Here is a 20,104-nt window from a genome sequence, read left to right as displayed (position 1 = left end):
GAAGAGGACATGACTAATGAGTCTACCACTTTAGACAGTGCTGTACGATGAATTCTCATTCGTCGTTCGTCTCAAATTCAGATTAGCTATGACAATGACCTACTCGGTGGTTCAGCAACAAAGCCACCGCCTAGAACCCTGCAACTGAGAATCTTCATTCTGAAGAATCCTGTCCCTGTTATCTGCCCTTCATGCGGAACCTAACGCTAATTCTGGGTTAACTCGGGCTTTACTCGCCAGCCTTTCTTTGTGCATAAGGCTTTATCCGTTCGCGTTTCTTCGATCAGTCTTGGGTCCGATGACTTTGCTCTTCCTCTCTACCCTTTAGTCCAGACGACGGGTATTCTTCCAGATCGCTGAGGTAGATTTGTAGATGAAATTGGTAAATCTGAGATTTGGCGCTCCATCGGCGGGGGCAGACGCGTGAGGTCTGCCTACTACTCCGAGTCTTCAGGCGTAGCTGCGGCTAAGTTTGCTGTTATGACATGGGTGAAGAAGAACCCACGCGTAGCTCTCTATGTTCAGCATCTCAGTGGGGATGCCAATTACGCGGCCCCCAGAGCGTTATTTCGCGTTTTCAAGTGGTTGGTGAATCAGCCCGGGTGGTCCTCGGACAACGCCATGGGCGAGGTTGAGTATGTATTATGGAAGCAGGGGTCAATGTCGACAGACCACAAACGGGCGGAACTGGAAAACCTTCTGTTGGATTTTTGCAACCAGGAGATTCAAGGAACCAAGAACTACAAGCTGAAGTTTTACAACGTGCTTCATGGGCTGATGCAGTATCACAAGGTTCAGTTGCCCAACTCTGACATTTCGGAGATCAAGGCGGACACTCCCCCTGTGGAGGCTAACCTCTCGATGGACGAAATTCGACGAGTAGTAGATGCTTGTAACCTCCGGGAGAAGGCTATCTTCAGTCTCATATTTCAGGGAATCATGGACCAAGAGAGATTTACGATAATCAATCACCGATGGCGCGTCCTGGAGCCCCAATTGAAAGACGGGCGGGAATGGATCACGTTCCGCTTCGAATACCGCAAGAAGAACGAGCACCCCTACTTTACCATGTGGCACCGGGATGGCGACGCCATCCGGTTCTTGAAAGGGTATCTGAAGGAGCGTGGAACCCCCAAGCTGGTCGGAACCGATTCTAGCGGGTACCCGATATACGAGGCTATATTTCTCAACCGACAAAAACAGCCCTTTAACAAGGACAATCTGAAACATGCGTGGATCACGGCTGGGACTCGGGCCGGGGTGGTTGAGCGTCCTCGACCGATCTGCAACAAGTGCGGGCTACGGATGCGAAAGATGCGAAGGTATCTGAGTGCTAAGGCAGGGGGAGAAAAGCGATACGAATGCGTCTGCGGCAACATTGAACCGGCCTCACAATACCTAGACCAGTTCAGGAAGTACCGATCCGGCAAGAACTTACACGAGATGCGAGACACGGTTAAGACAATGATTCCAAACATGGCCGGGGTAGATCGTACTCTCGTGGCCTTCTTTTCCGGGCACCAGATCGACCCGCTCGACTATGAGAAGCTGAGAGACGCCGAAAAGTACGGGCTGATGAAGAACATACAGGAGAAGTGGTCGAGAGCGTTACCATATCTGAATCTTTGGAACCAAGCAGGCGACCTGGCGACGAGCCCGACAAGGGTCGCTGACCTGGAAGACAAGTTGAACAAGAAGGGCCTCGAAATAATGCAACTCAGAGAGCAACAGAAGCTCATACTAGCCTTCCTCGCACGCCAATTTACTGAATCTGCGGACCCCGGTAAACAGAAGCTAATCGACAGAATCCGTGAAGAAGCAAACGCCGCTAGGTCACTCCCCATGCCGACTCCCTAACCGGAGCTTGACCGCCGCCTCTGGAACCTCTACTTAATCCCGATCCCGAGTAGGACTCTACGGTCGACTCTGTTCGTATCGTGACTTTGCTAAGTCGGCTACCCCGTGTACTGGTCGAGGGATGGCTTGGCGAGTTTGGCGAGTTAAGAGTTTATCATGCGGCTTCCAGTGCAAAATTTCTGACCCAATAAGACAGCTCGGAAGGACATTCAACGAAAGTGGAGATCTGAATATATGCCGTCGGAAATTTGCAGCCCGCGGTTGACGGTTGAATGGCCTGGCTGAAACAGTACCCTTTTCCGAAATCCATAAGTAATAACGAACAACATAACCCCCGCGTCCTCTTTCTACTCCCCTAGAAGCCGGGCAAGAATGTTGACCCGATACCAAAGTCATCTTCGGATGTCGTGGATGAAAGCTCTGGCCCAACGGACATGTCCTTTGGGACTAGATGAAGTGGATCTTGAGACTCGGCGGTAGCCGGGCGAGAATGAGAGAGGACCCTTCGATATCCATGCAACAATGTACCCGGACCCTCAAATAATCCCGAACAAAGCGTTCGAAACGGACCAACGATTCCCTTGGAGAGAAGATGGCTCGTCCTATCGTCAGTCCTAACATCTCGAGTCATCTACACCATCAACTGGTTCAATATAGCACCCGCACTCATTCTCATCAGTAATGATCTCCACCTTGGCCCCGTCGACCTTGGAATTTTAACAGCCTCTTTCCTCATCGGCGCCGGAGTCTTTCAAGTTCCTGCAGGGATCGCCTCTGCACGATGGGGTCCCAAAAACACCTCCCAACTTGGAATGCTCGTTCTCTCGCTGTCGGGAGTAGGAGAGGGACTATCACCTAACTTTCCGGTTCTGCTTGTTTCAAGGTTCCTCCTAGGCGTTGGTGCTGCACTTTTCTTCGCCCCGGCGATCGGCATCTTGACGCCTCTGTTTAAGCCGGAAGAAGAGGGACTAGTCCTAGGCCTCTACAACAGCTGCTTCAACATAGGAGGGGGCTTAGGACTATTCGTTTGGGTTATGGTTATCGACCTGCTCAACTGGCACCTAGGTTTGATATTCGGTGGAGTGCTCGGCTTAGTCTCGGTCGGAATCGGCCAGGTCGTCATACCACGAGATACCAGCGTGAAGAAAGAACGTAAACCGATGCGGCGTGCCTTCGAGAGCCGCGATGTCTGGATTATCGGGTTCGGAGTCCTTGGACTATGGGGCGGCATCTTCACCGCGTCACAATTCCTAGAATACTACCTCCATACGACATTACCGTTTCGGGCAGACATAGCAGGGTTGCTTGCCTCGTTGATCATGTTCGCGAGCATATTCGGAGGACCTGTAGGCGGGTATCTCTCCGACCGGTTTCGGCAGCGAAAGATCTTCATCCTAGTCCCCGGACTCCTCACCTCAATCGGAATAGCCCTGTTCGGAGCCTCTCCAGCAAACGGATTATGGTTCCTCATTCCAGCAGTTGGCTTCCTAGACGCCATGGTCTTCTCGACAATGTACGCTAGCGTCAGCCAATATCCAGAAGTGGGTCATGAATACGCTCCTCTCGGGATCAGCATAATCAACTCTGTCCAGATTCTAGGAAGCTTCGGTGTGACAATAGGGTTCAGTCTCTTCGCAGCAGCCTACGGCTTTCCCACGGGATGGTTCTTTATTGGCGGGTTGGCTGTTGCAATGATGCTCTTCATCTTCTTTCTTCAAGAGCCATTCAAGGCAAACTCCCGGCAATCATGATAGCTTGTAGAGCTCATCTTGGGAAACGGCTCTCAAAGCCTGTCTCTTTCCTTGTTTCACCAGGACCCTTCCCTTATTTCGAGAGGTCAGTTTTCCAACTTCGGTGAGCCTGCTCGAGGTGTTCAGCAGAGCCTTCTGAACGGTCCCGCGCTTCGATCGTTCGACTGCCAACAGGAGTGTTCCAGAACTCATCAGTTTCAACGGGTCAAGCCCCAGCGTGAGGCAAATGACCTGCGTTGCAGGGGCTACAGGAATTCTCTCCCCCCAAACCTCCACACCAAGATTGGAAGCTTCGGCCAGCTCCCACAGACCATTCAAGACCCCGCCTTCAGTGGGATCATGCAAAGCGTGGACGCCACTCAGCTTGGCCGTCAGAAGCGCCTCATCAACGACGCTAATCTGGTCCTGATAGCTTCTGGCCAGTTTCAACAGCCTCTCTGGAACTCCCTTCTTCTTCAAGAGGGTAGCTCTGTCTCGCGCCAGAATCGCAGTACCCTCGAGTCCAGCTGTCTTAGTTAGGAGTATCCTGTCTCCCGGTCTCCCGCCTTCTGAACTCAGAACTCTACCATGTGTCTCGCCAACCATGAAACCTGAAATTATCGGTCGGTCGAGTCCTGGAGTTGCCTCGGTGTGTCCTCCGACAACGGTGATCCCAAGTCTCTTCGCCGTTTCGTGGATCTCTCTTGCGATCTCTCTCAGAGAATCTTCTCTAGTACCAACCGGAAGCAAGATTGTGCAAAGGTACCATTTTGGCCTCGCTCCAGTCGTCGCAATGTCGTTTGCATTAATTTCGACTGAATGTTGTCCAATATGACTCGGCGTCCCAGTAATTGGATCAGCAGTAAAGACAAGGATGGTGCCATCTTGCTTGACCGCGGCCGAGTCACGACCGATTCCCGGACCCACGAGAACTCGCTTGTCCCTTCTTCCCAGATTAGTGTAGACTGCGCGCAACAATGTTTCGGGTGGGATCTTTCCTGTTACAAAGCCGGTGTGTCTTCCCGAACGCATTGTCCAGATTGCCCTGCCGAAGATTTCTAGATCAAAGAGCCCTTAGCCTCGCTAAATCTCTTGGTCCTATAACCGCGAGGACCCAAGCTCGCATTCCCCGGTCTAGTTCTCCTCAACCTGGATTAGGAAATAGTGACTTCGTCAACCTTTCGAGAAGCATGAAGGACCACTGCCAGAATGATCAACGCCCCACCTAGATACTGTGTACCAGTCAAGATTACGCCGAGGAAAACGAACGCTGCAAGAGCTGCCACGATGGGTTCAGAGGAGGAGGCTAAACCGATCTCGGTGGCCGAGAGCCGACGCAAACCGGCCAAATAGAGACCGTAAGCCAGAATTGTCCCGAAGATAGTAACGAAAGCAACAAGCCCGACCAATCCTCCGAAACCATACGCAGTCGACGGCATTTGATAGTTCAGAATTGACTCCACACCAAAAGGCACTGTCACCAATCCGCCAATCGCAAATCCCCAGGTCGTAACCCACCAAGACCCGTGAGCCTGGACAAGAGGACGCGAGGCCAATGTGTAGTATGCTCCCGAGACAGCCGCCAACAACCCGAACAACACCCCGTTAGTAGTTACCAATATCCGAAAGTTCCAACCAGGCACTCCTCCAACCAAGAACAGGGTCCCGACCATAGCCAATAGCAGCGAAACAGTCCATTGAACCGACCAGCGCAATGCCCCTTTCACCGCTTCATAGCCAGCGACAATCGGCAAGAACAGAAATTGCAGCAGGGTTGCGGTAGCCGCGTTCGAGAACTGGATCGCGCCAAGATAGGCCAACTGAGAACCCGCGAAACCGAAAACCGAGAGACCGAGAAGCGGGCCGAGAGGCCGTCTAGGCGTACTGGGGCGCACGATGATGAAGAGGACCATCCCTGATACGAGCGTTCGGATTGTAACAAGCGCTATCACAGGAAATTGGTAGGTTTGGAACAGAGCTTGAGCAGCAGTTCCCGAGAGGCCCCAGAAACCTGCTCCAATAATCGTCCCGAGGAGCGAGACGTGGGCTAGCCGCACCCTGCCGCGTCATCCGCGGGCCCTATAAGAATCGCGTCCAAGCCGGGCTGGCAATTTCGTTGGCGGTTTTTGTTATCGCCGCCATAGCGGCTTTCTACTCCGGAGCTTAGTCATGGTCGCCAGCAATCTTTTTTTCTTGACAATGCAATCAATTCGAAGCGGACAAGAAGCATACGGGCGTAGACCAGACCGAATCTGTACCCAGCTAATCGGTCTTGCAGTCTTCTCATTCTATGCAACTTGAGACAATCGAGGCGGTTCCAGTAATAGTATTTGATTTGGTTATTTGTAAGCTATACCTGAGCTATACTGTACTCGCCAGAGAAAGCCTACCAAGACTTAATGGAAGTTCTATGGCCTATGTTCGTAAATAATCGGGTAGCCCTATTTCTAGGGAAGAAAGTTTGGTTTTACCCTCGCCCGCTTCTGGAACGCCAAGACAGTACAAGATAGCTACTCTTCTTCTGCTTCTTGCACCTTTGTCGGGGGCTTTTGGATTGTGGCTGATTTTTCCAGGTCTTCGTTTTACGGGAAACGCCTGTCTCTCGTGTTTCCCAACGGTAGCGTTTGTGACGGTCATGTCCCTGAGCCTTTTCGCCCAAGTCGTAACAGGTGTATTGTTCTTTCTGGTGGGCGTCTTATTCTTCGTGTCCAGTCTGGGAACGTTTGGGTCGAAAGACCGTGTTGGGGCGGAGAGATGGATTCGTTGGTTAGGACGGTTGAGACCGAGTATGGGTAACCACCGCTTGAATGGGAGTCCAATTAATCCAAAGTATCGGATTTACGCCATGGTAAGTCTGCTCGTGATTCTTGTCCAGGCGATTCTGTTGCTTCCAGGGATAGGTGAAGACAGACAGTACGCTTTGAGCCAGTTCTCCACGTTATTTCTTGGGCCGGTATGGTACTTCTACGCCATGGCTATTGGAGTAAGCTCCTTCATCCTTATTTCTACCAAAAGACCGGGCGGTTACATTCTTGGAATAATAATTAGCATCATCAGCTTCGGGACAACTTTACCTGACATCTTTGGATTGTTGCCCCCCTCAGCTCCGACACTGAGAACGACAATCCTCATGCTTTCGGGTTTTCCGTTCGCTTTCCTGTTGGCTTATGTTTCATGGAGAGCATTTCAATACGAAGTAAGAAGCTGACAATAAAGACTTGAAGCCTCGACCGGTGTCGGCGAATTCTGTTCTGGACATACAGCCCATCCGCTCATGGAATCCGGGCTACTTGCCCGCGTATTTTTGTGGAGATCTGTCGAAAGTTGTCTTGCAAGCACTAGAACAGAAGTAGTAGTTCCTCCCTTCATAGATTGATTGAAACTTGGTCTTTCTCTCGTCCACCATCATTCCACAGACTGGATCTTTTGTCATAAGGCGACCTCTGCTATTCTAGTTTCCGCCGGGTGAGGACTGCCATGTTTCTCTATGTACTCGAATCTTGCTTGGGCCTTGTATTTGTTCACTTGAACCTTGATACTATTGACCAGCCCTAACCACAGGGGCTCCACTGTCGGCCATTTTTCACCAGCATGATCCATCACCAATTTCGCCTTATCCACCTTTTCTTGATGTCGAATATCGAGGCGACGCAATAATTCTACAGCCGCCTTTCCATAGATGACAAGTCGCCAAGCGCGTTGAACTTCGTACAGATTCCCTCCGACAATCCTTGACAACTGAACTAATAGTGAAGGCTTGTTTAGGGTTATATGCAAGACTGCATGTGCGCGACGATTCCCGCAATACAATCTGATGCATCCTTCCGCAGCAATGAGGCCCGCCAGATATGCTTGGAATATCGGGTCATCACTTGATTGAGGCACCCACACGGGCATGTTTTCCAACTTTCTTAGGAACGGCTCGAAGCTCCGATGCAGAGACACGGCGAGGTGGTATTGATAGTACCCACGAGGGTTGTAACCCGGCCTCAACGTAGGATGTCCAAAACGCGTGAAGATCTTGCGAAATAGTTGCCCCATAGCTGGATGTGTTGTCGTGGAATTGAGTTCAATGAGTCTCCCGGCTATCCTCACATTAAGATCCTCAACTAGCCCGGCTAGAAAGGCTCCTTCGCCCTCGTCGCCGGTGAAAGGAGTTTTAGGATACTTTGTTGACGCAGTTACTAAGGCTGCCAATCGATCTCTCAGCGTGATATAGCATCCTAGGTTACGGCTAACCGTGGAGCTATGCACGCCATACTGTTTGGCTATCTTGGTGGTCGATGATCCGTTTGTGTAGAGCGAAATCCATTCACGAACAGCCTGACTTCCCACTTTGACATGCCTCAAGTCCTCGGGCCTACCAGATTGTCTTTGATACAGTGCGACTCTTGACAGTTAGTTATGGGAGACTCTAGTGCGAAACTACCGGGAGCTCTGCTATGCTAGGTCTTTTTGCGCTGGCTCCCATCCCTAGATTTTTTGGGTTGAATCTTCGAAGCAGGAGCGAGTTGGAGACAACTGTTACTGAGCTGATTGCCATTGCCCCTCCTGCTAGGAGTGGTAGGACCTGGTAGATTCCTGGTCCTAGGAACGGGACCAGAATCCCGGCGGCAATTGGGATGAGGGCGACGTTGTAGACGAAGGCCCAGAGAAGGTTTTGTTTTATCTTGCTCACAGTTGCCTTGCTCAAGAGTAGGGCTTTAGGAACATCTGTCAGGTCGTCTTTGATGAGGATTATTCCACCAGTCTCTTTTGCCACGTCGGTCCCGCTACCGATTGCTATCCCAACGTCCGCTGCGGCCAGCGCTGGGGCATCGTTTATCCCGTCTCCAACCATTACGACCTTCTTGCCCTCTGCCTGGAAGTTCCGGACGCGCGCCTCCTTTTGGTCTGGGCGGACACTGGAGATGACATTGTCAATTCCAAGGTCATGGGCGATGGCTTTCGCGGTTCGTTCATTGTCGCCCGTGAGCATCACTACTTCCAGCCCCATCGATTTCAACGCCTTGACGGCTATGGCAGCCGTTTCCTTAACCGTGTCAGCAAGGCCGATGATCGCAACAGGATCCCGGTCCACGGCAAGGATAGTGGCTGTTTTTCCTTGAAGCTGGAGAGTTGTCAGCTTCCCGGCATAGCCATCTACCGGAACGGAAAACTTGTTCATCAGATCAGTGTTGCCCAGCAATACTTCTCGTCCTTGCACACTAGCCCTGACCCCGAGTCCAGCCAAGGCCTCAAAATCTGAAGGATCGGACAGGGCGACACTCATCTTCTGGGCGGCATCGACAACTGCTTGGGCTAGGGGATGTTCGCTACCCTTTTCCACGGACCCGGCGTAGCGGAGGATCTGCGCCTCCGAAAGTTTTCCGATCGGAACAACATCTGTCACGGCAGGCTTACCCTTGGTCAGGGTTCCAGTCTTGTCGAAGATGACCGTGTTCGCTTTGTGAGCCATCTCCAGCTGGTCTCCTCCCTTGATCAGGATTCCGTTCTCCGCCCCCTTTCCTGTCCCCACGAGCAAAGCCGCGGGGGTTGCAATTCCTAGCGCGCAGGGGCAGGCGATGATAACTACAGAGACGAACGCGAGAAGTGAGAACGCGAGTCCTATTCTCGCTAGAAAATACCAGAACATGAAAGATGACACCGCGATTAGTATGACCACGGGAACGAAGAATGCTGAAACCCTGTCTGCCAATCCCTGGAGCGGGGCCTTTCCAACCTGTGCCTCTTCGACCAGCTTGGCTATCTGGGACAGAACAGTATCTTGTCCGACCTTTGTCACCTGAATTTTCAGTAGACCGGATTTGTTGATCGTTGCTCCTATTACTTCGTCACCGATTCGCTTCTCATTTGGCAGACTCTCCCCCGTAATCATCGACTCGTCAACGACCGAGCTTCCGTCAACCACCCTACCGTCAACTGGGACTCTTTCGCCTGGACGTACAACGAGAACATCACTGACCTCGACCTTTTCGATGGGTATGCGGGTCTCGACTCCATCTCTTATTACGTGGGCCAGTGTAGGTTGCAGATTCAACAGTTTGTGAACCGCCTCCGAAGCCTTACCCTTTGTAATGTACTCAAGTAAGTTCCCTGTCTGGATCAGTGTGATAATGATAGCTGAGGTCTCGAAGTAAGTCGCGCTACCCGGAAAGAATCCAGGGATGAAAGTTACGATTATGCTGTATATCCAGGCTGCTGAAGTTCCCAGGCCGATCAACAGGTCCATGTTGCCGATTCTCGATCTTAGCGCGTCGTAGCTTCCGCGATAGAAACGGAATCCGACAACGAACTGAACTGGAAGAGAAAGGAAGAACATGACGAGGTTGTTGGTAGCTCTGTCGGAAATTATCGGGAGGTAGGTTAGGGCGGCGATAGGAACCGTGAGGAATGCCCCTAGGGCCACGAGCCGCTTTAGGCGGGCAATGGCCTTCTCTGGAGCTTGAAACTCCACTAGGCAGGTTTCGCTGCAAAAGTAGTACGTTGTCCCGTAACGGGCGGTTTTGAGGGCATTTCCTCCCTCTTCCACATACATGCCACAGGTTGGATCCTTCGGCAAAGCTACGACCTCTCGTTTCCCACGTATTCGTTTGGATGGCGCGCCCCGTGTTTTGCAACATAATCCAACCTGGCAGATGCTGTGGGTCCCTTCACTCCTATCTTGATTGAATTGACCAGTTCATTCCAAAGTGGCTCAACAATTGTCCATCTTTCGCCCGCATGAGCTATCATAAGCCTCAATTTCCTAACTTTCTCATCATGCCTCAAGTCTAGTTGGCGCAACAAGTCGAGAGCGGCTTTTCCGTAGACAACCAGCCGATATGCTCGTGTAACTTCGTAAAGGCTTCCACCAATAACATGCGATAATTCCTCTAGAAGCTGGCGCTTGTTGAGAGTAATATGCAAGACCGCGTCCGCGTGGCCGTGATTATCATACAGTCTTACACATCCCTCAGCAGCGATGAGTCCAGATAGGTAAGATTCGAAAATCGGATCATCATCCGAATGAGGAATCCAACTCGGCATTTTGATTGATTTTGTCAGGACGCGTTCGAAGCTGTCGTGCAAATAGACGCTGAGGTAATATCTGTAGTACCCGTTACGTTTTTCATAGCTTGGCGAAGAGGTTGGGTGTCCATAAGCGCTGAAAACACTATTGAATAGTTGCATCATTGCTGGATGTGTTGTTGACGAGCCGAGTTCAACTAGCCTTCCAACTTTCCGGACATGAAAATCTTCTATCAGGCCCGCTAGGAAGGCGCCCTCGCGTTGATCACCCGAGAATGGCCTCTTTGTATACTTAGTCGAAGCGGCGATCGCTGCTGAGACTCTATCTCTGAGAGAAATGCGTCGGACCAAAGAACGTCTGACTGTCGAAGCACCGATGTGGTATTGCTGCGCTATCCTCGGAAGGGAGCAACCCCCCTCGTACAGCGAAATCCACCTATCCACAGGGTAGACTTGTCTCACGTTTCGTTCCCCCAAGGCCGAAAGACCCGGAGGGGTTCAACTTATGTTCCATAGAGCGTGTGGAGTGCATTGCTGATAGCAAACGGGATCTTTCGCCATATTTCTCCTGGGCGTGAAGCAGCTCTAAACTGCTGGGCTTTACAAATGTAAAGCTAGGAGCTTCAGTTCATAAGAGCGTTAGATACGAGCCGGAGCTTCGACAGTAAGCTGCAGTCCCTTCAGTTTGGGTTCATACTTCTCTCGAAACTTCTCTAGGCACATCGGACAGCAGAAGAATCTCTCATGACCCGCGACTCTTAGAACGAAGGGTTTTGCTGGAATTGGTCCGTTGCAGGTTTCGCATTTGAGATGGATCCCCATGCCAGGTCTTACAACGACCGCTTGATCGTCTTTGAAAATCCTCAAGATCATCTGGCTCGAGTTCTGCTTAACCCCGAAATCCCGGTCAAGGGTCTCCGTGAACTGTTGCAAATCATCCAGACTGCTAGCGACGATTCGGAGAGCGAGGTTGTTCTCTCCCGTTGTGAGGTATATTCCACGCACTTCTGAACGTTTTCCAAGCTTGCGCGCAATCTCCTCGATCTCTGCCGGATTGACCTGTAGATACAGTTGGAAGACTAGGCCATGCTGAAGTTTCGAGGGGTTGAAAATGGGTGACACTCCTAGAATTAGACCCTCATCCGTCATACGCTTGATTCTGGTCTGAACTGTTGGGGTCGTAATTCCGGCCCGACGCGCGATTTCACGAAAAGACCGGCGCCCATCCTCAACAAGGATCCCCAGTATCCTGGCGTCTACTTCGTCGAGTTCGGGCATTCAGAGACCTAGTGACAGCTCCAAGCAACATATCTAAACATTCGCGAATACCAGCCAGATTCCATCACATTTTCCGCAGGTCGCCCGGACGCCAATGAGGCGTGCCAAGTTACTACGGTCGATATTAGATCTGCTCACCAAGATTGTCGGACTTCCTGAGGATCAGCGCCAATCTTGGCGGTAAGCTCCGGAAATCGTTGGCGATAAAAGGAATGATTTTGGATAAGCAGCACCCAATACTCCTTATACGTCATGGCGCGGAAACGCCTTGCAACGAAAACGGAGGTGTTTAGTACAAAAATGAAGATCGCATTCTCACCAAGTAAATTCAGGATCCTGAGGGGAACGATATTGCTCATGGCAGTCGTCTTAGTGGCTTACGTTGCGTACGCAGCAACCCAACTTACAATCAGCAACAATATTACGGTGACGACCGGAGCGAAGAACATATTCCAAGACATAATTCCTTCCGCCGGAACATGCCCAGCTTTCGGGTCTAGCCACTATACTGATGGGACAACGAACTCAACGGCAACAGCTTTCTCCGGCAGCATTTCTTCTCCAGGAACCCAAGGAGCGCTTTTCTGCATTGAAAACACCAACAATTCTCCAGTAGCAGTAACGATCGTTCAGGGCACGGTGACCCCGTCTCCCGCTCCAGGAAGCATAACGATAACAGGGGGACCCTTGACCATACCGAACTCCGGTGTTGCAAGTTCATCCCAAACGCTTACAGTGAGTGCAAACGTTCCTGCCAACGCCTACAGCTTTACCATAACAATCAGCTAACTGACTAACCTCCTGATGAGCCCGTGCAATCCGGGCGAAACCTATCTTTTTCTCTAGGTCGGGGGTAAATTGGCTATGCATTCCGTACGGGCAAGGGCACGGCTCAGAATGGGAATCGGATACCCCCGTGTCACGAATGTAATTTCACCTACTTAGACAATGGCGAATTTGCATGCGCGCGCTACTTCTATCAACCATACTTGTCGCGGTAATCTTGGTATCGAGTACCCTAGCCGCCTCTAGCTTGAGTGTAAGAAATTCAGTGGCGATCACAAGACCTGGCTTTGCCGGCATGTGGTTCGACTACGTAGTAGTGATAATGCTTGAGAATCATGCCATAGACACTACCTACGGTAGTTCATGCCTTGGCAACTGTACCTTCTTCAATTATCTCGCGGACACATATGGGCTCGCTGACAACTACGATGCCGGAGGCGTGTCCGGAAGTCTAGGCGATTACATCGCCATAACATCCGGGGATGGAAGTGTGACATGTAATTTTGCGCCCGGACAAAACGGTTGCGGCCCGTATGGTGATGCTAACATCGTTGACCGGATTGAAAGAAAGCATCTGACGTGGAAAGCGTACATGGAAGACTACCCAACGAGTTGCGGTAGCAATTGCTCTCCGATAGGGAAGTGCTTCATTGCGTCCTCCTCAAGCTCTGGACACTATGCGTCAATTCACAATCCTTTCGTCTACTATCAGGACATACTCAATAATGCTAGCAGATGCTCGAGAATAGTTCCAGCCAACAAGACTATTCTCTCCCAGTCCCAACCGTGCGGAAGCAAAACAGACCCGGGGATCGTTGAGACCGACGATCTTCTCCTAAATGATCTGAACTCAATGACAAATGTTGCGAACTATACCTTTCTAACCCCGAATACCGTCGATGATTTGCATGACTGCTCTAGCGGGGATGTCTCACTCGGCAACCACTATCTTCAACATCTAGTTCCTCAAATATTAGATAGTACTCTCTTCAAGAGCAAGAGAGCCGCCCTGTTCGTTACATTCGATGAAATAGATCCTTTCAATAGCGGTCGGCCAAACATCTACACAGTTTGGGCCTCTCGTAACTCTTCAATAACCCAGCCCGCCTTTAAGTCGACACTGAACTTCAACCATTTTTCAGCTCTGAAAACTTTTGATGATAATTGGGGCTTTCTCGGCATCAATTCAACCGACACCAGTGCGTCGGCTATGGGCGTATTCTTCAGGTGAGGACCGGTTGATGGTTTTCAATCAACGACTATCATGTGACCCTCTTCAGACCCCTCATTCTCATTCGGGTTCAAGAGGTTAGGAACATGCGAAACTATCAGCGACACTATCTTTTTGTTCTATTCTTCTTGATAATGATGCTAGTGCAACTCGCTCCACGGATCCCGCTGGCTAGGGCAGGTGGAGGTCTTATACTAGACGGGACAGGTTCAGCTTGCTCGACCTCGAGTAGTAATGCGGTTAACATACAATCGAGCACTTGCTCCCCCCCGAATGGTCTCTGCGGAAACCACGCTGGAGGAGTTTGTCCGGCAGGGGACCTAGTCATTCTACAAATACTATTGAACAACACCGGAATGATAACGAGCGTCCTTAGCACTCAAGGCCTAGACCATTGGTTCAGGCGAGCATCAGTATTGAACGATTTAGGCGGGAGGATGGAAGAGTGGTATTCCACTACAACTCGAACTATCTCGAATCCATCAATCTACATCACAGAAACTGTCTCGGGGATTACGGTGGCAACTCAAGAGTTCGCTATAGCAGGTTATGACCCATACTCTCCTTTCGATTCGAATGCCGTAACACCGACAATTGCGACTGGAAGGTCGAATTCCATGTCAGCAATCATAAGCACGAATGATCCTCAGGACCTCATTTTCGGATTCGCATATGGGGGTAGTGGAATGTTCAGCCCTGGGCCGGGGTTTAGCGGAATCTGTCTAAATGTGAATCCCTGCTCTTTCCTTGGAATCTTTGCCGATGCTTCTGAGTATGAACTCGTCACAAAAACTCAGATGAGCTCAATCGTTTCTATTGCTCAGACAAATGGAGTCAGCTGGGGATTCATTGCTGACGCTGTGCAATCAGCACTTCCCACCTCGATCTCCATCTCTCCCGCCGAAGGACCAGTGGGGTCGGCCGTAACTATTAGGGGTGCTTCTTTCCTGGGCGTAACCACTGTGAGCTTCTGTGGCATGTCCCAGCCTCCATTCAAGATCATCAACGACACTGCGATATCGACTATTGCCCCGCAACTGCTCGATCCTCCGAATAACCAGACTTGCCATATCATATTGTCAAACAGTGCAGGGAATAGCTTGGCGGTCGCCGATCAGTTTTCGTTTCTACCAAGTGTTTCAAGCGTAAGCCCCGCAGTGGGTGGCAACGGAACCCTCGTAAAGATCTCAGGAAGCGGTTTCGTAGGTGCCACTGCCGTAGGCCTGTGCAACATTATTCAGCCGAGATTTACAGTTGTCAATGACACTCAGATCACGCTGATCGTGTCGGATCCAGGATTGACTTCATCGAAGTTTTGCGATATTCTTGTAACCAACTCAGTCGGAAAGAGTTCGTCATCTGGCGACGATGTGTTCAATTACGTTCCGCACAATCAAGGCGCTGGGACCAGTCACGTTCCTAGCACCTCAGCGAATTCGGACAAGATTCTGTATATTGTCCTCGCTGGCCTTGGGGCAGTTGGACTGATCTCATTGGCTTCCGTGATGCGCAGGTGGGATCCTGCAAGAAAACGACCAAGAAATGTCCATACTAAGAGCTCGACCTCGAAGGAATAATCGCAGCGGCCGTCTCCCTCGGAAGATCAGCTCTGGTCTCTCCTGGAAATTCATCGAGGAGGTCGGGTGAAGTTCTCGAGCGCTTGGATTGTGGCTAGTTTCCGGGGCCTTTGAGCCATCCTCGAATTCCCAATACGTCTTCCTTAGCATGTATCAGCCTCATTCTCAAGAGCATCGTCCTCAACCGACGGTCTGCTCGTAAAGTGTCGAATCTGGGTTCGACTCTTGCCCAGACAAGCCAACTCGATCGCTCCTGGAAGGCCCTCTCAAGCCACATGAATGCGTTGTTTTTGTCTCCGAGGCCCACGTGTATCATTGCGATCCAGTATGACGGCACGTATTGTTTCTTTGACCGATCCATCAGTTTTTCAAGAATTCTCTTCGCCTCATTATTGCGCCCAGCCGTTCCGTTTGCGTGGCCGAGCATGGCGAGGGAAATTGTACTTTCCCCTGATAGATCTACCGCGTGGCTCAGCTCAGCAATTGCTTCCTTGTACATTCTCTTTTGCAGGTAGGGTCTTCCAAACCACAGGCGGGCTTGGATGAAATTAGGGTCAAGCTTGATCGTGTTCCGATACTGCTCAATTGCGCGGTCGTATTGTCGGCTGAGATATAGAACGTGTCCGATGCCGGTGTTTATCGAGAGCGATAGCGGATCTAGCGCGCCAGCGTAGCCCATTTCCGAAAGCGCTTCGTCAAACCGTCCTTGAGATTTCAGAAAGTCCGCATAGAATTGGTGGGCGGGTGCGTAGCTGGGATTGAGCTCGATGGCCCGTTTGAGTTCTTTCTCGCTTCCCTCCCAGTCCCAGTCGTACTGGAACCTCACAACTCCCAGTGACGTGTGTGCTTCGGCGAGCCTGCTGTCGATCTCAAGCGCCTTCTCAGCAGCGGTTCTGGCCTTCGGGAACGCCTCCTTCGGGGGCACAAATTCTAGGAGTGCTAGAACAGCGTACGAATCGGCTACTCCCGTGTAAGCTAGCGCATATTGAGGATCCTTCTCCAGAGCTTTTTCGAATCGTTCAATCGCTTTTCTCAGGCTTTCCTCCGTCCTTGTGCTCAGAAAGTGGCGGCCTTCTAGGTAGAGGGAGTATGCTTCTTTGCTGTCCGTTGTTTTCTTGCCGAGATTGAGTTTCTCGTCTTTCTTGATCTGGACTTCGAGCTCGTGCGCTACCTTCTGAGCGATCTCACTCTGGACCGCGAAGATATCTTCTAGATCTCTGTCATATTTCTCTGACCACAATTGTTCTTCTGTTTCGGGGTCTGCTAGTTGTATAGTGATTCTGATCTTGTTTCCTGCTTTTCTTACGCTTCCTTCCAGGATGGCTGAGACGTTGAGTTCTTTACTGATCTCTCCGATGGGTTTTTTGGAGTCTTTGTACCTCATTACTGAGGTTCGTGCTATCACTCTCAGACCAGCAATTTTTGAGAGCGTAGAGATTAGTTCCTCGGTCATGCCGTCTGCGAAGATCTCGTCCCTGGCGTCTGGGCTCATGTTGGCGAAGGGAAGAACAGCTATTCTGCGATTGTCCATTTGCTCTTGCAGCCCCATTGGTTTCACCTTCTAGTTAGGTTCTGATTGGTGAAGATTCTTTCGAGGCTTAAGCTTGCTGACTCTCGTCTTCAAGGGGGAAGAATGGCCTTACGACAAACCCGTTTTGATAAGATCAACGCCGAGATAACCTGAGGAAAAGGATAGAATTGCCAATTATCATCATGAGGCAGAAAACCCTCTCACAAAAAGGGGTACTAGGGACAAGGTATCAAGACGCAATATCGGTCGTCCAACTTCGAACTCCCCCGTCCTCTGTCAACTTTAAGTCTTCGCGCGTATCAGAGAGACCTCTTCGTATCTCTTCTTGGCAAACGGCACGAGGCACCTCACGTCCTTCTGACTTTTCAAAGACGTTACCCAGAGCCTACCAGTTTGTCCGGCCATCTCGAAGGGTTTCCTACCAAACTTCTCCTTCATATCCGCTTGATCTTTTCGGGCAGCTTCATCATGACAATTCCGTCTGTCAGGAGGAAGCCGATGAATTTCCTATTGTAGAATTAGCAGAGACAGCCCATCATGGGTCTCGAGCTCAGGCCATTCCATTTCAGAACCTCCTTGTCAAACACCTTCCTGAATCTCTGCCATGTTCTCTCCGTCGTAATACTTCACGCAGCCATTTCGATACTGACATTCCTATAGAATCATGAAATACGAGGGAATTGTTATAACCCTTCACGCACCGAAGCTCGTTGGAACGATGGTTTCGGCGAACATAACCGATTCCACAGGTCCTCGAGAAACCTCTCCCTGCGAAGAGGGCGCTTTTTTCCTGATGCTCCTCCTACAGGCCGCGAGAGATACAAACTCGACGACCAAAGTGGGAAACTATGAAACAGAACCTTTCCTGGAAGAGACCAGTCTACTCAATCAGCCACCCCTCTTCCAGTCCTTCTCAGACATAGCCTTCGCCCAATAATTTCGCCACCCGTCCTCCAGTGTCGGGAATGACGGGTCCCGTAGATCTGCGGAGCGGTGGCTCTGTTGATTTTGTCAGAAAGGTGCGCGGTTGGAGTGGAATCTACACAGTCCACATCACGATCAAGTGGGTTCTCGATACCAGAACGGCCCCCGAGTACGCAAAGTATGACGCAGCCTATACGAGCGTTTGATCTAATCAAGAAGACGCCGAGGAACTCGCTCACACAACAGAGTCTGGTTCTTCGCCGCTGTGAGACCGCCGTTACCGTAGTTCCCGAAAGAAGCTCGGCACGAAAAATAGGTTCAGAGGAAATGAAACCATCAATCAAGATTACCGCTTCCTGCACTGGAGACCGGCTCCCGCGCGCTCCCGTTCGATTTCGTGGAGCAGATCAATCATGAGCGCCAGATCTCGGCTCCCCAATCTCGCTTGGGCAGCCTCTATTGTCACGATTATTCTCGGCGTGTTGCCACTTGTTAGTCTGTTCGCGGTCTTCCGATTTCACACTGTTGAAAGCGGCGCTCTGAAAAGTGCATCTGCCCTCGCTTTGCCGTGGGCCTGGCTCGGATCAGTCTCCGCGATTCCACTTTTCTGGCTTTTTCTAATTGGATGGATTCTCGGAATTTTTGTCGCAATCGGCACCTTCTCAAGAAGGCGTAAGCCAAGACAACCGGAACCCAACCTAGCCCATGAACGACATTCAAAACGGAAAGATCATGGGAACCACCAGAAATCCCACCTGCGAGTCATTACAGCAATTGCAGCAATATTCATGGTAGTTCTCGCTGTAGGCGGAATGACAATATTTCTTGTCCCACCGACAACATCCAACCCTGGTCAAGGACATGGTCCTGGAGGTTCAGGCCAAGGAAATGGCGGCGGAGGATCGGGAGGAGGAAGCATGAACCTTGCCAGTCTTTCAGACCGCCAGTCCCAGGTGGATCAGATCTCAGACCCGAAAGGTCTCGGCTATAGTGGACAGAGAAAGATGGCGACCGACAACAACGGCAACACCTACATCGCCTATCGCAAAGCGCCACCAGGCCTCACTCAGAGCGAGATCTACGTTGCAATGTCCAAGGACGGTGGTAAGACTTGGACTGACCTTGGCGGAGGCCCTGTTGCTATCGTCAACGCTCCACCATTAGTGTCAGGCACTACGCAGGGTGGAGGAACTGGAACCGATCAGAGAGTTCCGTCAATCGCGATCGACTCGAAAAACCAGATTCACGTCGTATGGTATGGGCGCGACTCGATCTACACTGGCGCCAATGAAAGACAGGTGAAATATTCCAAGTGGAACGGCGCAGCATGGCTTCCATGGATCAACCTCTCCCCCGTCCTAGGATATTCAGGAAGCACATACTGGCAAGAGCACCCAGTCATAGTCGTCGGCAAGAATGACGTACTCCACGTGATCTGGGAAGGGTCCGACTCAAGTAGCGTCGGCGTACAGCAGATAAAACACTCAATGTCAACGAACGGCGGAGCGACCTGGACCACCTGGGAAAACATAGCCCCGATCAACCCATCCGGGCAGAGCCGACCCGATGCCGTTGTCGATCCGAACGGAAATCTATACGCCACGTGGTACGGAGGAGTCTCAGGCACGACTGGAACGCGAATCAAATACGCCCGATGGGACGCGGGATCTATGACATGGGCTCCAGTTCAGATTGTTGCAGCCATTGACGGATACAGCCAGAAACATGTGAGCCTCGCTATCGACAAGTCGAACACGTTACGGCTCGTCTGGGATGGTCCTGATGACAGTAATTCAAACTCTCTCGTTAAGTATTCAAGTCTAAACCTGAGCCTCTCGTCACCAGTCTGGTCAGCCTGGACAAATGTCAATCCGGGGACTTGGCTGAACCAGTCTGACCCCATGATCTCGATCGGCCCCTCTGGAATAGTTCTCGTTGCCTGGCAGGAATGGAAAGGCACAGATGCGCTTACCGCAACAAACGCATCCGTTTTCATCATGATAATCGGAGCCAGCCAATCCAAGACTCAACTAGGCAGCAGTCTCTCGGGAAACAACAAGTGGCCCGTAATGACGGAAGATTCATCAGGCGGAGTCGTCCGTATAGGATGGCTGAGCGGGCAAGGGGTACCCTACACGATTTGCTACAGCCAAACTTCTCTGAAATCATCCTAGACCCT

The 20,104-nt window shown here is 51.1% G+C and carries 18 protein-coding genes; 9 read left to right on the top strand and 9 right to left on the bottom strand.

The annotated features are described in order from the left end of the window. The first annotated feature begins 423 nt into the window (after nucleotides 1–423). Both VGS11_05660 and VGS11_05655 read left to right on the top strand, forming a co-directional pair. Complete coding sequence (locus VGS11_05660) at nucleotides 424–1,857, top strand: hypothetical protein (GenBank protein HEV2119573.1); 1,434 nt, start codon at nucleotides 424–426, stop codon at nucleotides 1,855–1,857. Nucleotides 1,858–2,438: 581 nt separating this feature from the next. Continuing rightward, nucleotides 2,439–3,608: an MFS transporter gene (locus VGS11_05655; GenBank protein ID HEV2119572.1), complete on the top strand. Its 1,170-nt coding sequence runs from the start codon at nucleotides 2,439–2,441 to the stop codon at nucleotides 3,606–3,608. Here the strand turns inward: VGS11_05655 and VGS11_05650 are convergent. Further along, nucleotides 3,603–4,619, bottom strand: a complete 1,017-nt coding sequence (locus tag VGS11_05650; protein HEV2119571.1) for an AIR synthase family protein — start codon at nucleotides 4,617–4,619, stop codon at nucleotides 3,603–3,605. The genes VGS11_05655 and VGS11_05650 overlap by 6 nt on opposite strands. 122 nt (nucleotides 4,620–4,741) lie before the next feature. Further along, nucleotides 4,742–5,644 (bottom strand): DMT family transporter, encoded by a 903-nt coding sequence (locus VGS11_05645; protein ID HEV2119570.1) that lies wholly within the window; start codon nucleotides 5,642–5,644, stop codon nucleotides 4,742–4,744. 578 nt (nucleotides 5,645–6,222) lie between these two features. Between VGS11_05645 and VGS11_05640 the strand changes: the two genes are divergently transcribed. Further along, on the top strand, nucleotides 6,223–6,795 hold the full coding sequence (locus tag VGS11_05640) for a hypothetical protein (GenBank protein HEV2119569.1): 573 nt from the start codon (nucleotides 6,223–6,225) through the stop codon (nucleotides 6,793–6,795). A 78-nt stretch (nucleotides 6,796–6,873) separates the two neighbouring features. Here VGS11_05640 and VGS11_05635 read toward each other — a convergent pair whose 3' ends face one another. From VGS11_05635 to VGS11_05615, 5 genes are all read right to left on the bottom strand, one after another. Beyond that, nucleotides 6,874–7,020 carry a YHS domain-containing protein gene (locus tag VGS11_05635; GenBank protein HEV2119568.1) on the bottom strand — a complete coding sequence of 49 codons (147 nt, stop codon included), beginning with the start codon at nucleotides 7,018–7,020 and terminating at the stop codon, nucleotides 6,874–6,876. Continuing rightward, nucleotides 7,017–7,937, bottom strand: a complete 921-nt coding sequence (locus VGS11_05630; GenBank protein ID HEV2119567.1) for a hypothetical protein — start codon at nucleotides 7,935–7,937, stop codon at nucleotides 7,017–7,019. Before VGS11_05630 ends, VGS11_05635 begins: the two co-directional genes overlap by 4 nt. A 64-nt stretch (nucleotides 7,938–8,001) precedes the next feature. Beyond that, nucleotides 8,002–10,149, bottom strand: coding sequence for a heavy metal translocating P-type ATPase (locus tag VGS11_05625; protein HEV2119566.1), 2,148 nt, complete (start codon nucleotides 10,147–10,149; stop codon nucleotides 8,002–8,004). 2 nt (nucleotides 10,150–10,151) lie between these two features. Then, complete coding sequence (locus tag VGS11_05620; protein HEV2119565.1) at nucleotides 10,152–11,060, bottom strand: hypothetical protein; 909 nt, start codon at nucleotides 11,058–11,060, stop codon at nucleotides 10,152–10,154. 177 nt (nucleotides 11,061–11,237) lie between these two features. After that, a complete protein-coding gene (locus VGS11_05615) occupies nucleotides 11,238–11,876 on the bottom strand; it encodes an AsnC family transcriptional regulator (protein ID HEV2119564.1) in 639 nt (212 codons plus the stop codon). 300 nt (nucleotides 11,877–12,176) lie between these two features. On the opposite strand from VGS11_05615, the gene VGS11_05610 reads away from it, so the two are divergent. From VGS11_05610 to VGS11_05600, 3 genes are all read left to right on the top strand, one after another. Then, entirely contained in the window at nucleotides 12,177–12,665 is a 489-nt protein-coding gene (locus VGS11_05610) for a hypothetical protein (GenBank protein HEV2119563.1), read from the top strand. Nucleotides 12,666–12,837: 172 nt separating this feature from the next. Next, the gene (locus VGS11_05605) at nucleotides 12,838–13,893 is read left to right on the top strand and encodes an alkaline phosphatase family protein (GenBank protein ID HEV2119562.1); all 1,056 of its coding nucleotides are present in this window, start codon (nucleotides 12,838–12,840) and stop codon (nucleotides 13,891–13,893) included. 86 nt (nucleotides 13,894–13,979) lie between these two features. Next, a complete protein-coding gene (locus VGS11_05600) occupies nucleotides 13,980–15,470 on the top strand; it encodes an IPT/TIG domain-containing protein (GenBank protein ID HEV2119561.1) in 1,491 nt (496 codons plus the stop codon). 94 nt (nucleotides 15,471–15,564) lie between these two features. Here VGS11_05600 and VGS11_05595 read toward each other — a convergent pair whose 3' ends face one another. Together VGS11_05595 and VGS11_05590 are read right to left on the bottom strand one after the other, a co-directional pair. Continuing rightward, nucleotides 15,565–17,019 carry a tetratricopeptide repeat protein gene (locus VGS11_05595; protein ID HEV2119560.1) on the bottom strand — a complete coding sequence of 485 codons (1,455 nt, stop codon included), beginning with the start codon at nucleotides 17,017–17,019 and terminating at the stop codon, nucleotides 15,565–15,567. A 264-nt stretch (nucleotides 17,020–17,283) separates the two neighbouring features. Continuing rightward, on the bottom strand, nucleotides 17,284–17,439 hold the full coding sequence (locus VGS11_05590; GenBank protein ID HEV2119559.1) for a hypothetical protein: 156 nt from the start codon (nucleotides 17,437–17,439) through the stop codon (nucleotides 17,284–17,286). Between the two features lie 226 nt (nucleotides 17,440–17,665). Here VGS11_05590 and VGS11_05585 point away from each other — a divergent pair, with 226 nt between their 5' ends. From VGS11_05585 to VGS11_05575, 3 genes are all read left to right on the top strand, one after another. Next, entirely contained in the window at nucleotides 17,666–17,938 is a 273-nt protein-coding gene (locus VGS11_05585) for a hypothetical protein (protein ID HEV2119558.1), read from the top strand. A gap of 19 nt (nucleotides 17,939–17,957) precedes the next feature. After that, complete coding sequence (locus tag VGS11_05580; protein HEV2119557.1) at nucleotides 17,958–18,131, top strand: hypothetical protein; 174 nt, start codon at nucleotides 17,958–17,960, stop codon at nucleotides 18,129–18,131. Between the two features lie 207 nt (nucleotides 18,132–18,338). Next, nucleotides 18,339–20,099 carry a hypothetical protein gene (locus VGS11_05575; GenBank protein ID HEV2119556.1) on the top strand — a complete coding sequence of 587 codons (1,761 nt, stop codon included), beginning with the start codon at nucleotides 18,339–18,341 and terminating at the stop codon, nucleotides 20,097–20,099. The last annotated feature ends 5 nt before the right edge of the window (nucleotides 20,100–20,104 follow it).

It is taken from the genome of Candidatus Bathyarchaeia archaeon (assembly GCA_035935655.1).
Taxonomy (GTDB): Archaea; Thermoproteota; Bathyarchaeia; order 40CM-2-53-6; family 40CM-2-53-6; genus 40CM-2-53-6.
This window is presented reverse-complemented; position numbering and strand designations above follow the sequence as displayed.